This window comes from Paenibacillus solani (genome assembly GCF_001277345.1).
GTDB lineage: Bacteria > Bacillota > Bacilli > Paenibacillales > Paenibacillaceae > Paenibacillus_AQ > Paenibacillus_AQ solani.
This window is the reverse complement of sequence record NZ_LIUT01000008.1, coordinates 162,081-178,106: the sequence shown is the minus strand read 5'-3', so window position 1 is coordinate 178,106 and position 16,026 is coordinate 162,081. Positions and strand designations below refer to the sequence as shown.

Here is a 16,026-nt window from a genome sequence, read left to right as displayed (position 1 = left end):
TATTCATGATTATAGAATTTATACCTTTCCAGTATAGCTGAAGCTCATTCGATAATCGCAAGTGAAGCTACCATATTAAACGGTATGGCTTCTGTCCCTCCTAAGTGAATCTGACTGCATCATACGCTGTCTTTAGCCCCAATTCCAAATGTTCAGCGTGCTGTCCTCTATGTCTCTTTCCATTATAGGGTTCATGGACGGTTTACTTAGGGATAATATTGTGAGGAGCGGGGACAAATTCGTCCAAAAAAGAAAACCCGCCGACTCCATGGTCAGCAGGTTGAGCGCAAAACTTAGGGTATAGGTTAGGGGGCGAACCCTTCTTATCCTTATATCTTAAATTGATTTATTTCTCATAGATCGGAAGCACCTGATTGGTCTGCTCCCGGTTGCGGCCGACGGAGAAGATGGCAATTGGAATGCCGGTCAGTTCGGATACACGTTCTACATAACGACGCGTGTTCTCTGGCAGGTCCTCCAGTATCTTCGCTCTCGTAATATCTTCACTCCAGCCTGGCAGCTCTTCATAGATGGCTTCGCACTCGGCAAGCATTTTCAAGCTTGCTGGGTAATGCGTAATTTCCTCACCGCGGAATTTATACGCAGTACAGATCTTAACCGTCTCCAGTCCGCTGAGCACATCCAACGAATTCAGGGACAAGCCGGTAATTCCGCTTACGCGGCGGGCATGGCGAACAACGACGCTATCGAACCAGCCAACGCGGCGGGCACGCCCTGTTACCGTACCATATTCATGTCCTTTTTCACGGATATATTCGCCGATTTCATTATCCAGCTCTGTCGGGAAAGGTCCGTCTCCTACACGCGTTGTATAGGATTTAGCCACACCGATGACCTGCTGAATCTTCGAAGGTCCCACCCCGGAGCCGATACATACGCCACCAGCCGAAGGATTCGAAGAGGTTACGAATGGATACGTACCTTGGTCGATATCCAGCATAACGCCCTGCGCGCCTTCGAATAGAACTTTTTGATTCTCATCAATCGCATCATTCAAGACAACGGAAGTATCACGCACATATTTACGAATAACTTCAGCGTGCTCCAGGTATTGCTTCAGGATTTCTTCAACATCAAGTGCTTCTCCCCCGTACACCTGAGTAATCACCTGGTTCTTCTCCTTCACCAGATGGCGAAGTTTAAGCTCGAACTCTTCTGCATCCATCAGATCTGCGATCCGGATGCCGTTACGTGCTGCTTTATCCATGTAGCAAGGGCCAATCCCCTTGCGCGTTGTACCGATTTTGTTCGGACCCTTGCGGTCCTCTTCAAGAGCGTCCAATACCATATGATAAGGCATGATAACATGAGCACGGTCGCTGATCACCAGATTATCTGTGCTAAACCCGTTGTCATGAATATAATTAATCTCTTCAATAAGTGCAGCCGGATTAACGACCATACCGTTTCCGATTACACAAGTTTTATCTTTATAGAATACTCCGGATGGAATCAAACTAAGCTTGAATTTTTTACCGTCAATCAGAATGGTGTGGCCGGCATTGTTGCCGCCTTGGTAACGGGCTACCACGTCAGCGCTTTCCGCCAAATAATCCGTGATTTTCCCTTTCCCTTCATCTCCCCATTGTGTTCCCACAACGACTACCGTTGACATATTCATTCCTCCGCCCGGGCTTGTTACACCCTTTAGATTTCATCAAACAATCTTTTAGATAAGTCTGTACATATTGATTAACCAATATCCGCCGCATAAGGCAGCAATTAAAGTGTAACAGTCCCTTTTTTTAAAGTCAAACACAAAAACGAACAATCGCACACCACTGTGTGCGATTGTTCGGGAATAGGACGAGATTATGGAATGATAACCGTAGTTTTCGGGGACTTGCCATATGAAATGCCCTATATTTACAGCGAGCGGCAAGTGTTGGCATAATCTCCGAACGTTACTTTAGGAGCTTCCTGTTTCGTTAAGTAACTACGAAAGCCCGGCCAAGGGCGACTACCGTTGCTATCCAGCAGCAAAGGCATCGGCATGCGTTCGCTCATAATTGACGAATTTATTGAAGTTCTTCAGGAAGACCAATTCTACCGTACCTACAGGACCATTACGCTGTTTGGCAATGATAATCTCGATGATATTCTTCTTTTCGGTTTCCTGATTGTAATAATCATCCCGGTAGAGGAACGCAACAATATCGGCATCCTGCTCGATCGAACCGGATTCCCGCAGGTCACTCATCATCGGACGCTTGTCCTGACGCTGCTCCACGCCCCGGCTAAGCTGTGACAGTGCAATAACCGGCACTTCGAGCTCACGTGCAATCTGCTTCAGTGTACGCGAGATCTCGGATACCTCCTGCTGCCGGTTCTCCCCAGGCTTGCCGCGCCCATGAATGAGCTGGAGGTAATCGATCAGAATCATGCCAAGCCCCTTCTCTTTCTTCAGACGGCGGCACTTCGCACGAATATCGGCTACCGTTACACCCGGTGTATCATCAATATAAATCTCCGCTTCGGATAGAGCGGCGATGCCCATCGTAAGCTTGGACCAATCCTCATCGCCTTTAAAGTCACCATTCCGCATTACGCCTGCATCCAGGTTAGCCTCCGCACAGATCATACGCTGAACGAGCTGCGGTGCGGACATCTCCAGACTAAAGATGGCTACCGTTTCTTTGGCGCGTATGGCCACATTCTGGGCAATATTCAACGCGAAGGCTGTTTTACCTACGGAAGGACGGGCAGCCACGATGATCAAGTCATTGCGCTGGAATCCACTTGTCATTTTATCTAGATCCACAAATCCGGAAGGAATACCCGTTGTATTCCCCCGGTTCTGATGCAGAACCTCCACCTTCTCGAATACTTCCATCAGCACATCGCGGATCGCAATAAATCCACTGCCTGTGCGTCGATTGGAGATCTCCAGAATGCGGCGCTCCGCCTCGCTGAGCATACCGGATACATCTTCTCCTCCGGTATAACCTTCACTGACAATCTGCGTTGCCGTTCGGATCAAACGCCGCAGCATCGACTTCTCTTCGATGATTTGGGCGTAATAATCCACGTTCGCAGCCGTCGGAACGGCATGGGCCAGCTTCGCTAAATAGCTGACTCCACCGATCTCTTCCAGCTGCCCTTTATCTTGCAGAAGAGATGTAAGGGTCACCAGATCGATCGGCTGACTGCCTTCCCCGAGCTGCACCATGACTTCATAAATCATCTGATGCGACTTGTCGTAGAAGTCCTCGGATTGTACCCGCTCCATCGCTGTGATCAGCGCTTCACTTTGCAGCAGAATGGCACCCAGCACCGCCTGTTCTGCTTCAAGGTTCTGTGGAGGGACCCGATCGAAATAGAGTTCTCCTCCCATATTACTCCTCCGTAATTTGAACCTTGAGCGTCGCCTTGACGTCAGGGTGGAGCTTCACCGGAATCTGGGTCACGCCCAGGCTGCGGATCGGATCGCTAAGTTCAATTTTGCGTTTGTCGATTTTGATTTTCTGTGCGGCCAATGCTTCAGCAATTTGTTTGCTGGTGATCGCGCCAAACAAGCGGCCGCCCTCTCCGGCTTTGGCTTTGAGGACTACCGTCATCTCTTCCAGCTTTTTACCTAACGCCTGTGCATCTTCCTTCTCTTGCGCTTTGCGCTTATCCTCTGAAGCCTGCTGCTGTTCGAGCGTCTTCATGTTGCCGTCCGTTGCCGGGCGGGCAACGCCTCGCGGAAACAGAAAGTTCGTTGCATACCCTTCCGATACTTCCTTCACTTCACCTTTCTTGCCTTGACCCTTCATATCTTTAATGAAAATAACCTTCATTCGAATAACCCCTCTTTCGCTTCAATGTCCTTCAGTACCTCCATCAACATCTCTTCCGCCTTCTCAGGCGTTGTGTCGAGTTGTACTGCGGCATTCGTCAAATGTCCGCCTCCCCCGAGACGTTCCATAATCATCTGAACATTCATCTTGCCCATGGAACGGGCGCTAATGCCAATCTTGCCGTCCGTGCGCTGACCAATAACAAATGATGCCTGCACATCCGTCATATTCAGCAGCATATCCGCTACTTGAGCGATGAGCAGCTGCGGCATAGGCTCCCCGCTCTTCGATACCGCAATAGCGATATGGCCATATACCATTTTAGCATGTTTCACGATTTCTGCCTTGGCTATAAATTCTGTCAGATCTTCCTTCAGCACCCGCTGAATCATCATCGTATCGGCTCCGTGACGCCGCAGGAATCCGGCCGCTTCAAACGTTCTTGATCCTGTATGAAGGGCAAAATGCTTGGTGTCCACCGTAATACCAGCCAATAATGCCGTGGCCTCCACCGGGGTAAGAGATACCCGCTCGTGAATATATTGCAGCACCTCGGTCACCAGCTCGCAGGTGGAGGAAGCATACGGTTCAAGATAGATCAGCACCGCGTCATTGATAAACTCTTCGCCGCGCCGGTGATGATCCATGACAACGACCCGGCTTGCACGCTGCACCAGCCTGGGCTCCATCGTCATGGAAGCTTTATGCGTATCCACGACCACGAGCAGCGTATGCTCTGTCATCATCTGCATCGCTTGCTCTGTCGAGATGAATCGGCTAATCAAGGCCTCGTCCTTACGGACCTCTTCCATGATTCTTGAAATGGACGGATTCATTCCCTCCATCACGATATAAGCTTCCACCTTAAACATACGAGCAGCTTTCAATATGCCGATTGCTGCGCCGACGACATCCATATCCGGCAGTTTGTGACCCATAATAATCACATTGTCGCTCTCCTGCATCAGATCACGCAGCGCATGAGAGATGACGCGTGCTCTTACGCGCGTTCTTTTCTCGACTGCATTGGATTTACCGCCATAGAAGGAGAGCCTCTGACCTGCCTTCACAGCTGCCTGATCGCCGCCACGGCCCAGGGCCATATCGAGGCTGGATTGTGCCAGCTGGCCAAGCTCGTTAATGTCGTCTGAACCGAAGGCGAGCCCTACGCTGAGCGTTAGCGGCACCTTCAGATCCGCGGTCATTTCCCGAACTTCATCCAAGATAAGAAAGCGGCTGTTCTCCAGCGCTTCGAGCGACCTGTGATTCAACATCATTAAATAGCGATCGGAAGAAAGCCTCTTTAAATAGACATTGAATTCACGAGCCCAATTGGTGATTTCACTGGTCACTTTTGCAATCAATGCCGTCCGCTGCTGATCATCCATACCCTGTGAGGCTTCATCGATGTTATCCATCATGATAATGCCCAGAGCCAACCGCTCATCTTCATACCGCTGTCTCAGCACCACCAGCTCGGTAATTTCATCCAGATAGATCAGCCGCTCATCCGGGATGACCGTAGCTCCATAAAACTTATCCTCATGGGAAATTTCAAGTCGAATCTCCTTCGGCAGCTTATCCTTGGGGTCCTTCTTCTCCTGGCCTTCCTTCATCGCTGCCACCAATTGAGGGAATAGTTCCTGTAAGGACATGCCTACCAGCGACTGATGCGGAAACATGTTGACCACGAAGCGGTTATGCCATTCGACCGTCTTGTCTTCGCTGTACAGCACAATTCCGAATGGAAGCACGCTGACCGCTTCACCTTCAACCCGCTGAATTCGAAACGACAAATCCCCGATATAATCCACCAGATCGCGGCGGAATTTCATCTCTGCCCTCAGCATGGCATAGCCGCCTACCACCGCAAGCAGCAGTCCGACCAGTCCGAGAATCGTATTGTAATACGACAGGAAAATAACTAGCAGAAGCACCAGCGCAAACGCCCAGACGGTATGATAGCCGTGCCAGCGTTTCTGCAGGAATTTAGGCATGACTCCTCACCCTATCTTTTGTTTTTACTAAATGCCTGGCGAAGTGGAAACGCCAGATCCAGGATTCCGATAATCATAGCCGGCGGAAACAAAACAATCGGTATGGCTGTCAATAGAGGTACAATGGGATTCCATTTCCGCTCATGAGCGAGATAGTAGAAGAATCCCAGCGCTTGGATCATAAAACAAATCTGAAGCAAAGGTGTGGCATTAGCGACGATTGTCTTCATGAAAGCATTGTCCGATTTGTAGGTAGCTATATTGATGAAGAATATCAGCAGATAGTACCAGAACAGGGAGCGCGGCAGCATCCATTCTCTGGCAGGCTTCAACCGTGGTACAGACAACCCCATGCTATTGAGTGTGGGCCGTGCTATAGCATGGGTCACCACAGTCATGAGGAATGAACTGATGATCATCGCAAATGGAACCAAGCGCATCGTCTGGTCTTTGATTAGCTGTGTATCGAGCTCGCCGCCAAGAAACTGACCGCCAATGCCTCCTTCAACGCCCATGCCGCTAAGCGGTGCTGTCGTCATCTGCACAATTTCATCCACATATTCCGACAGGTTCATTTGGAAGAAAGCTGTGCTGACCATCAGCAGAACGAGCATTTCAACCAGCATAACAGCCATTCCATACTTCAACACTTGCATGGCAGCTTTCCGCTTTCGATATAAATACCCCATAACGATCCCCGGAATCGCAAAATAGATTGCGAGCAGCAAATAAATGGGATGAATCAGAAGAGCGATCAGCCATACTGGCACAATATGAATGATAAAAGACTTTGTATTCAAAGCCGTAAATAGAACCGCAACGGGTACAACCAACAAGAATGCCGTTACGATCGAAAAGGGTGTGAGCAGTGATAGCAGCAGAAGCAAATATATAACGCTCCATGCCGCTGTAGTCCAGCGCAATTTCAATAGGTTCACCTCTTACGCAAATGTTCTTCGAGCGCGGAAATATCCTGGTACCAATCTTCCAGTTGATGTCCTTCCTGCTTATGCTTCTTCAATTTCTCTAACAAGAGATCATCCAAATCCCGATAGGTCAAGCCGAGCCTTCGGCCCAGTATGTACGAGCTCATCATCAGGCTTACCAAACTGTCTCCAACCTTTGTAGTGCTGCCTTCCCATAGAGCTTTGAATAACCGGGATACATTGTCAATTACTTCGGTTTTGAGCCATTCAATTACTTTGGCGCGTTTAGCTACGTCCAAGTCCTTCGGCATATTTGGCATTCCCATCTCTCCCTGAAAACAGCTTTATTCTCCATTATAGCATAAAAAAAAGCCGCTCACACAAAGGCCGGGGGGACCCCGTCTCCCCCTTAAGACCCAGTGGAGCAAGAGTCGAGCTTTGCTAAAACCTTCTACATCCTATGATGTTAAGAACAGGGCATGTTACCCCGCAGTTCTCGTGGTCCCATGCCCTGAATTTTTACATCTCACTATAGATTATGATGCCCCGTGCGACTCCATTGTCTCCTTGGAGACAAACCGTTCACAATACTCAATAATCAGGCTTCTGCGTACAATCCCGATGAAGCGGTTCATGTCGTCTACGACAGGGACAAAGTTTTGCACCTTAGCCAGATTAATGAGATCCTCCATCCGGGCATCAATCGACACCGGCTTGATATCCATACGGAATGGGACATCCTTTAACAAAAATTTAGAAGCGTTCTCAAAAGTGATTTTGCCTTCGGAATTCTTCATATGCCACAACAGATCACCCTCGGTCACTGTCCCTGCATACTGACCGTTCTTGTCGAGTACTGGCACAGCCGTATACCGGTGAAATTCCATCCGTTCCAGCGTCTGCCTTAGCGTCGAGTCCAGCGTTAAACAGATCACTTCCTGTTTGGGCAATAGAAAAAAAGCGATATTCATAATGCATTATCCTCCTTATGACTCCATCGTTATGCAGTCATGTTAAGTAACCCTCTGATATTAGTCCTTAAGTGTACAGGTTACTCCTTCCCCTATCCATACTCATACATACGTTGACATCGTCATTCTGATTCCCTTGTATAGGGCACAAAATCAGCAGCCTGGCAATCCGGACTGCTGATTGAGATGAAGCAACGTACTATGACAACATCCGGGCTGTGCCGGGTTTACTTATTTCAACTTCTGCTTCTCTGCATCTTGAGGCTGCAGCAGCTGGTCTGCCGGCGTATCCGGGTTCATCCAGTTGTCAATAAGATCACGGGCTTCCTGCACATCTTCCATGTCAGGATCACTATAATAAACGCCTCGAATCTTCATATCTTTTCCCATAATCGTGTAGCTGGTCATATCCACCTTGCCGCCAGTCAGCATCTGTTTCGCCAAATCAATGATGAACTTGGGCGGCATATCCGTCTGGAAATTATCCCCCATGATCTCAATCAGTTCCGGCACCTTGCCGATCTGATCCAGCTTCATCACCCGTTTGGCCGCTACATCCAGGAACACCTGTTGTCTCTTCGCTCGATTAAAGTCGCTATCTTCCCGATAACGAACATAATTCAAGGCTTCTTCCCCATTGTATATTGGCTTGTTCGCCTTAATCGTAAACTTCTCATGGTCTTTGCCTTTATTGACGATATCCTTGCCGATCGGAAGCTCTACCCCGCCAATAGCGTCAACAACATCCTTCAGTCCCTGAAAGTTAATGGAAGCATAATAATCAATTTCTTCATCGAAAAAAGCCTCCATCGTATCTTTGGCCATTTGGTGGCCGCCAAATGCATACGCGTGGTTAATCTTGTCTTTACGGTCCTTGCCGACAATGTCGACATACGTATCCCTTGGAACCGAAACCAAGAGCACTTTGGATTCCATGGGACGTACAACCGCATAGATCAACGTGTCCGAACGCGCTGGTTCATCCTTCCGCTGGTCGCTCCCAAGCAGCATAACCGAGAACGGCTTGCTTTGAAGTACGACCGGTTCAGGCGCCTTGTCTCCCTGAAGCGGCTTATATGATTTTTGTAATGATTCCTCTACATCCTTTGCCATAAACAGGTCAAAAGCCACGACCGCAAGCTGCGTTCTAAACAAGAATGCGCATGAACCCAGCAATATGACAACGGCAAGAGTAATATATATTGATTTCCTCTTCATGAGTTCAATTCCTTCTTTATTATAAAATTTAATTAATGTTGGGATAAGTCAGATCGTCAAAAGTACCTGCATGTACCTGAAGCTACTTGGCTCACCCTCCTTTCCTTATTAAACGGGAAGCCGCCCTGTTGACTCACTTCCGCCTCGAAGGCCAGTTTAACCCATGATCTATTGTAAACCAGATGATTGCCAAATGTGAACCCTTCACGTACAGTTCTATAAAACTACCATATTTCACACTAACGATTATGCCCGCTAATTATACAAAAGAGCAGCTGCGGTTTCCGAGAATTGAAACCAGTCATCCAGCCGCTCTTTCCATGTTAAGGTTTTGGCGAATCCGTAGTCAAACAGCTTTCGCGTCTCTTCAAATCTTGCTTCTCTGGACTCCGTCCCCATGACGACAGCAATAAGCCTGCTGCCTTGCTTCTCCGCTGTTCCCGTGAAGCAGTATCCTGCGCTTGCCGTATACCCTGTCTTTAATCCATCGGTTCCTTCGTAGGAATAGGGGCCTCCCAGCGAGGGGAGCATCCAATTCGTATTGCTTAAATATAAATTTCGTCCATTGATTTTCGTCTGTGTCTTGCTCGAGGTATTCAGAATATCCGGGTGGCTCTTGATCAGATGCGCTGCCAGCTTAGCCGTATCTGAGGCAGTCATTACGGTTTCTCCATCGGATGACCAAGCTTCATTGTTGGACGTTCGCCTCTCTACACCCGAAGCGTTCACAAAGTGAGTCCCCTGGGTTAGGCCAATCTCTTGTGCCTTGGCATTCATCTTCCGGACGAAGGCCTCTTCCGAGCCAGCAAAATGCTCAGCGAGGGCAACAGCTGCATCATTGGCTGAATAGACCGTTATGCTCTGAAACAATTCACGAACGGTCAGCGTATCACCGGATTTCAGAGCGATCCTCACCCCACTTACATTCGTAGCATGATCGCTTATTTTTACTTCGTCGTCCCAGGATCTCTTTCCGGTCTTAATATCGTCCAATATCACCAGTTCGGTCATCAGCTTGGACATGCTTGCAGGCGGCAAAGGCACATCCCCATTCTCGCTGAGCAAAATACGCCCGGTGTTTAAGTCCATCAAGACAACCGCTCGCGCGTCCACCCTGGGCTTAAACCCCGCTCGTTCAACATTTCCTATGATAACCGACCCTACGGGTACGGTAATTAGCAACAACATGATTAACCAAAGCCACCGTTTTCGCATAGAATTTAGCCCTCCATAATAATAGACGGATGAAAAGGGCTTTTGGTCTGCTTTTTTTTGAAAATATTTATCTAGAAATTTCTGTAAGCTCAATTACAGCACATCAAAATAACGAAAAGGACCCCGCCCGTCCGCAGACGGAGGAAGTCCTCTTATGAATATGATAACTCTAGTACTCTATTATCCCATTTACAACCTGGGTCAGAAGAATCCTATTACGCGTAGTGACAAGCAACAAAGTGGTCATTGCCTACATCGCGGTATTCCGGCACTTGCTGTTTACACAGGTCTGAAGCCAGCGGACAGCGAGTATGGAACTTGCAGCCAGATGGCGGATTCGCCGGGCTAGGAATGTCGCCCTTGAGTACGATCCGATCGCGCTTCAAAGTTGGATCCGGTACCGGCACCGCTGACAGCAGTGCTTTGGTATATGGATGCAGCGGATTGCGGAACAATTCTTCCTTGCTAGCCATTTCTACCATCGAGCCCAGATACATAACCCCAATTCGGTTGCACAAATGCTCAACCACGCTGAGGTCATGAGAAATGAACAAGTAGGTCAGCTGCTTCTCACGCTGCAAATCACTGAGCAAGTTGATGATCTGCGCTTGGATCGAAACATCCAATGCAGATACTGGCTCATCCGCTACAATAAATTCAGGGTTCAGAATCAACGCACGGGCAATCCCGATCCGTTGGCGCTGTCCACCAGAGAACTCATGCGGATAACGATCATAGTGATAAGCGGCAAGACCGCAAATCTCAAGTGTTTCGATAACACGGTCTTTAAGTTCCCGGCGGTTAACCAAGCCATGGTCGATTAATGCTTCACCGATAGCCTCGCCTACCTTAATTCTCGGGTTCAGGGAACTGAATGGATCCTGGAACACGATCTGCATCTTGGGACGCATTTCGCGCATTTTGGTCTTGGATAATGAATGGATATCCTGACCGTTAAAGATCACTTTACCTTCCGTCTTCTCCAGCAAGCGAAGGATCGTCCGTCCAATGGTGCTCTTGCCACAGCCGGATTCACCTACAAGCCCGAAGGATTCTCCCTTGTTGATGGAAAAGCTGACCCCATCAACGGCTCTGACATTTCCGACCGTCCGTTGGAAGACGCCGCCGGTGATGGGAAAGTATTTTTTCAAACCGTCAACTTCAATTAATGCCTGACTCATTATGCTTTCCCCTCCTCTTCATACAACCAGCAAGCGACCTTGTGGCCGTTAGGATCGGTACCGAGCGGAGGCGTTTTCTCTTTACAGATCTGCATACAGAACTCGCAGCGATCATGGAAATGACAGTTGTCTCCAAGATCCACCGGGTTTGGTACCTGTCCCGGAATGGAATACAGTCGTTCCTGTGTCTGATTAATGACCGGCTTCGCTTTCAAAAGTCCCTTCGTGTATGGATGCTTCGGCTCCTTGAAGAGCTCAATAACAGGTGCTTCTTCAATAACCTTCCCAGCATACATAACAACAACATAATCCGCCATCTCGGCTACAACACCAAGATCATGCGTAATCAGCATAATGGACGTATTCAGCTTTTCTTTGATATCCCGCATCAGATCTAGGATCTGTGCCTGAATCGTAACGTCCAGCGCGGTTGTCGGCTCATCTGCGATCAGCAGCTTCGGATTACAGCTGAGCGCAATAGCGATCATGATCCTTTGGCGCATACCGCCGCTGAGCTCATGCGGATAAGAATCGAAAATCTTCTCCGCACGCGGAATGCCGACCAGATTGATCAGATCGATGGCGCGTTTTTTGGCCTCTTTCCGATCAACAAGCTGATGCAGCAGAATAGGCTCAACAATCTGCTCCCCGATCGTTAATACCGGGTTGAGCGAGGTCATCGGCTCCTGGAATATCATAGCGATATCATTACCGCGTATAAAACTCATCTCGCGCTTGCTCATCTTGAGCAGGTCTTTGCCTTCGTACAGTATTTCTCCGCCTACCGGAGGCGTATCAATTAAACGCATAAGAGACATGGCTGTCACACTCTTACCACAGCCTGACTCGCCTACCACGCACAGTGTTTCACCTTCACGGATGGTAAAGCTTACATCGTCGACGGCTTTCACGGTACCTGCGGAGGTTTGAAAATGCGTTTTTAAATTACGAAATTCTACTAAATCTTTTGCCATATTCGCATCTCCTACTTCTTCATTTTCGGGTCAAGCGCGTCGCGAAGCCCGTCACCGATCAAGTTAATCGCAACCACGGTAACAAGAATACACATCCCTGGTGGAATCCATAGCCATGGCCGTTTGCGGAAGTCAATGAGATTGTTGGCGGAAGAGATCATATTTCCCCATGACGGTGTAGGTGGAACAACACCGATTCCAAGAAAGCTTAGTGAAGATTCAAAAATAATCGCCCCTGCTACCCCTAAGGTTGCCGATACGATAATGATCGGAATCGTGTTAGGAAGCAGATGACGGAAGATTTTCCGGCGATCTTTGAGCCCTAAAGCTTCGGTCGCTTGCATAAACTCCTGCTCGCGGAGTCCTAAGATTTGACCGCGAACGAGACGGGATATACTACTCCAGCCGAGCACCCCGATAATCAGCATCAAGTAATAGATACGATCCGATGGCTCCACCTTCAGGTCCGACAAGATCGCACCTAGGATAATCAGGATCGGCAGTGTAGGCAGTGCCATAAAAATATCAGCAATACGCATAATCAGCGTGTCCACCCATTTACGATAAAAACCCGCTAAAGCTCCCATGGTTGCTCCGATGATGACCGAAATGCTTGTCGCAACAAGCCCCACCAAAAGAGATATCTGGCCTGCAAGCATCATGCGCAGCAGGATGTCGCGCCCCAGCTTATCGGTGCCCAGCCAATATTTCGAGCTAGGAGGCAAGTTCTTATCGAGCTTATTGTAATCGTACAGATCATAAGGTGAAAAATGTGGGCCAATAAAACAGAGTAAAAACATAAATACAACGATAAAAAGTCCGATAACAGCAAGACGGTTTCTGGCAAAACGGCGAATCGCAATTCGCCACGGGGAATCCGGCCGCTTCTTCGGAACTGGTAGATTCGTTTTTAATGGTGCAGTCTCTGCGGACAATTGAATCTCCTCCTACTTTAAGCGAATTCTTGGATCAGCAGCTCCATACAGAACGTCAGACAACAGGTTGCCCAGAAGTGTCAGTACGGATATGAATACTGTGAAACCAAGCATGAACGGATAGTCCCGCATATTGATCGATTCCAGATAAACTTGACCGACCCCAGGCCAGATGAAAATCTTCTCCATGATGATAGCTCCGCCAAACAAGGACGGGAGTTCAAAGCCCATGAGAGTTATTGCAGGCAGCATCGCATTGCGAAGCGCATGCTTGAATATTACCGTACGTTCCTTCAATCCCTTTGCACGGGCTGTTCGGATGTAATCCTGACGGATAACCTCCAGCATGCTTGTACGGAAATATCGCGTCAAACCGCCTGTGCTCAGCATCGTAAGCACAGTAACTGGCATGACCATATGCCATGCAATATCGACCAGTTGATCCCATGTGCTTCCATTCAATCCTGAAGTCTTCATGCTGCCAACAGGGAACCATCCTAAATCCAAGGCAAAAAACTTGATGAAGAGGAGTCCGATAAAGAAAGAAGGCAGTGACATACACAAGAAGATTACCAGAGTTACGATCTTATCGAATAATGAGTACTGAAACTTCGCCGAGAAGACCCCAGCAAATGTAGCTATAATCCAACTGAAAATTAAAGCGAAAATCGCAATAAAAAATGAATTCCATACGTAATTATTCATTACGGTTGTAACCGGTTGTTTGTGCACAAGGGAATCTCCGAGATTACCCTTTAACATATTGCCAACCCATGTAAAATAACGTTCTACAGGGGGCTTATCTAAACCATAAATTTCCCGAAGCTGAGCTGCTTTTTCAGCAGTCATCGTCGGGTTATCCACTGCAGTGATATAATCACCTGGCACTAAAGATGATATGGCAAATATGATAATCGAAATCCCGATCAAGGTCGGGATGATCTGCAGCAGCCTCCGGATAATGTACTGCTTCATAATATTCCTCCCGGCTTATAAGTGCATATGCCCAGCTCTTGCGAGCTGAGCATATGGTTCCTGATGCTATTGTTGAATTTCTGCTTTGTACAGATCAACTGCAAAGTTTTTGTAAGGTGTGATATCAACGCCGCTCAATCTGGAGTTGATGGTCCATGCGTCACGTCTTTGATAGATCGGAAGATCCGGAACGTTCTTGTTCAGCGCTTGATATGCTTCTGCATAAGCCGCTTTACGCTCTTCCAGGTCAAAGGCGTTCAGACCTTTCTTCATAGCAGCATCATATTCAGGGCTGGAGAATCCAATGTCATTTTGCTGTCCGTCCGTAATATATACGGTGGAGTCTGGATCTGGAGTCAAGCCCCATGCAGCAAAGAACATTTCGAACTCGCCTTTATCCTTTTTATCCATGATCGCATTAAAGTCCAGAGTCTCTGTTGTCAATTTGATACCGAGTTCTTGGTAGTTCTGTGTCATGATCGGAATCAGTGCATCTATTACCGGGTTGTCAGCCGTTGCAGAGAAGTGAATATCGAGTTTCTTGCCGTCTTTTTCGCGAATGCCATCCGCACCTGGTACCCAGCCTGCTTCATCAAGAAGCTGCTTCGCTTTCTCGATATCAAATTCATACGGTTCAATACCTTCATTTGTGTAAGCCCATGATTCACTGGATTGTGGAACATTGATTACGTTCGCATATGGGCCATAAATGATTTCAACAATTTCAGCACGGTTCAAACCGTAGAGCAGAGCCTGACGAACTTTAACATCTTGGAATTTAGGATCTTTATGGTTCAGTGCAACATAGCCGTAGCCATTCGTTGGGAAAATATTAATATCCAAGAAGCCCATCTCTTTCAAAGCTTCTACATTATCTTCGTTAACAGTAACCATATCCATATCGATTTCACCGGATTGGAACATAGCCAATTTGGTTTCATCGGTTGTAGTCTTGTAGATGACGTTCTTAATTTTTGGTACACCCAAGAAATAGTTAGGATTAGCTTCCAATACTACCTCTTGTCCAGGAGAGAAGTTCTTCAGTACATATTGACCACTGCCGACTGGCTTGGCATGCAGGTCTTTCATGTACTCCAGGTTGCCTTGCTTGTAACCTTTGCCATAAACGGATTCTGGAGCAAAATACACAGTACCCAGATTATCCTTGGTCATTGCATTCGCTTCTGTAACTTCGATTTCAATGGTATTGTCATCGATGACTTTAATACCGGAGATATCGTCCGCTTTGCCTTCGTTATACTCTTTTCCGCCTTTAATGTGAACGGACAGTAGGTCAGATTGACCGTCGTAGCTCTTGTCATGATAAACTTTCATAGCGAAAGCATAGTCTTTTACAGTAACTGGGTCGCCATTAGAGTAAGTCACACCTGGCTTCAGTTTGAACGTGTATTTCAATTTGTCTTCGGATACTTCAACACTCTCAGCTAGGCGATTACTATAAGTTCCATCCCCGTTCAGAGCGAAGAATTGATCAAAGATAGCGTCTACAACATAACGGTCGTAGGCTGTTTGCATGTAGAATGGATTAAATACCCCTTTGGGTGCTGTCATACCAACTACAAGCGTATCTTTACGATTTAATGCTGCTTTTGGGTTAGCAGATGGATCTTCTGCTTTGAAATAACCTTGGCCTGCGTCTTCGCCTTCAGCTGGCGGTTCTTTAGTCTCTTCGCCATTGCCTTCAGCTGGTGGTGTTTCTTGCTGCTCCCCTTGACTTGGTGGCTGTTCTGCTGTTTTCCCGCCGCCGCATGCTGCTAGAACCGTGATGGTCAGAAGCATGAGAGCCAGCAGGAGTGACATTCTTTTCTTCATG

14 protein-coding genes are annotated in these 16,026 nt (G+C 47.8%); all 14 read right to left on the bottom strand.

All coding sequences use genetic code 11. The annotated features are described in order from the left end of the window. Positions 1–346: 346 nt before the first annotated feature. The 14 genes from AM231_RS24925 to AM231_RS24860 all read right to left on the bottom strand — a co-directional run bounded on the left by AM231_RS24925 (position 347) and on the right by AM231_RS24860 (position 16,025). Positions 347–1,636 (bottom strand): adenylosuccinate synthase, encoded by a 1,290-nt coding sequence (locus tag AM231_RS24925; protein ID WP_054405080.1) that lies wholly within the window; start codon positions 1,634–1,636, stop codon positions 347–349. A 354-nt stretch (positions 1,637–1,990) separates the two neighbouring features. Next, entirely contained in the window at positions 1,991–3,355 is a 1,365-nt protein-coding gene (dnaB, locus tag AM231_RS24920) for a replicative DNA helicase (RefSeq protein ID WP_053490771.1), read from the bottom strand. Position 3,356: 1 nt separating this feature from the next. Beyond that, positions 3,357–3,800, bottom strand: coding sequence for a 50S ribosomal protein L9 (gene rplI, locus AM231_RS24915; RefSeq protein ID WP_053490770.1), 444 nt, complete (start codon positions 3,798–3,800; stop codon positions 3,357–3,359). Further along, positions 3,797–5,797 carry a DHH family phosphoesterase gene (locus AM231_RS24910; protein WP_054405079.1) on the bottom strand — a complete coding sequence of 667 codons (2,001 nt, stop codon included), beginning with the start codon at positions 5,795–5,797 and terminating at the stop codon, positions 3,797–3,799. Before AM231_RS24910 ends, rplI begins: the two co-directional genes overlap by 4 nt. Before the next feature lie 11 nt (positions 5,798–5,808). Further along, entirely contained in the window at positions 5,809–6,735 is a 927-nt protein-coding gene (locus AM231_RS24905; protein ID WP_242615302.1) for a DUF2232 domain-containing protein, read from the bottom strand. Beyond that, entirely contained in the window at positions 6,732–7,034 is a 303-nt protein-coding gene (locus tag AM231_RS24900; RefSeq protein ID WP_174819218.1) for a MazG-like family protein, read from the bottom strand. The genes AM231_RS24905 and AM231_RS24900 overlap by 4 nt, the downstream gene beginning before the upstream one ends. Before the next feature lie 225 nt (positions 7,035–7,259). Beyond that, entirely contained in the window at positions 7,260–7,694 is a 435-nt protein-coding gene (locus AM231_RS24895) for a CBS domain-containing protein (RefSeq protein ID WP_053490767.1), read from the bottom strand. Between the two features lie 231 nt (positions 7,695–7,925). Beyond that, positions 7,926–8,912, bottom strand: coding sequence for an LCP family protein (locus AM231_RS24890; protein ID WP_054405077.1), 987 nt, complete (start codon positions 8,910–8,912; stop codon positions 7,926–7,928). A gap of 255 nt (positions 8,913–9,167) precedes the next feature. Then, positions 9,168–10,127 carry a D-alanyl-D-alanine carboxypeptidase family protein gene (locus AM231_RS24885; RefSeq protein ID WP_054405075.1) on the bottom strand — a complete coding sequence of 320 codons (960 nt, stop codon included), beginning with the start codon at positions 10,125–10,127 and terminating at the stop codon, positions 9,168–9,170. 215 nt (positions 10,128–10,342) lie between these two features. Beyond that, a complete protein-coding gene (locus AM231_RS24880) occupies positions 10,343–11,308 on the bottom strand; it encodes an ABC transporter ATP-binding protein (RefSeq protein ID WP_054405072.1) in 966 nt (321 codons plus the stop codon). Next, positions 11,308–12,282: an ABC transporter ATP-binding protein gene (locus tag AM231_RS24875; protein WP_054405070.1), complete on the bottom strand. Its 975-nt coding sequence runs from the start codon at positions 12,280–12,282 to the stop codon at positions 11,308–11,310. The genes AM231_RS24880 and AM231_RS24875 overlap by 1 nt, the downstream gene beginning before the upstream one ends. A gap of 11 nt (positions 12,283–12,293) precedes the next feature. Further along, positions 12,294–13,217, bottom strand: a complete 924-nt coding sequence (gene opp4C / locus AM231_RS24870; RefSeq protein WP_054405068.1) for an oligopeptide ABC transporter permease — start codon at positions 13,215–13,217, stop codon at positions 12,294–12,296. 12 nt (positions 13,218–13,229) lie between these two features. Next, positions 13,230–14,192 (bottom strand): ABC transporter permease, encoded by a 963-nt coding sequence (locus AM231_RS24865; protein WP_054405066.1) that lies wholly within the window; start codon positions 14,190–14,192, stop codon positions 13,230–13,232. Positions 14,193–14,258: 66 nt separating this feature from the next. Further along, positions 14,259–16,025: an ABC transporter substrate-binding protein gene (locus AM231_RS24860; protein ID WP_054405064.1), complete on the bottom strand. Its 1,767-nt coding sequence runs from the start codon at positions 16,023–16,025 to the stop codon at positions 14,259–14,261. Between the last annotated feature and the right edge of the window lies 1 nt (position 16,026).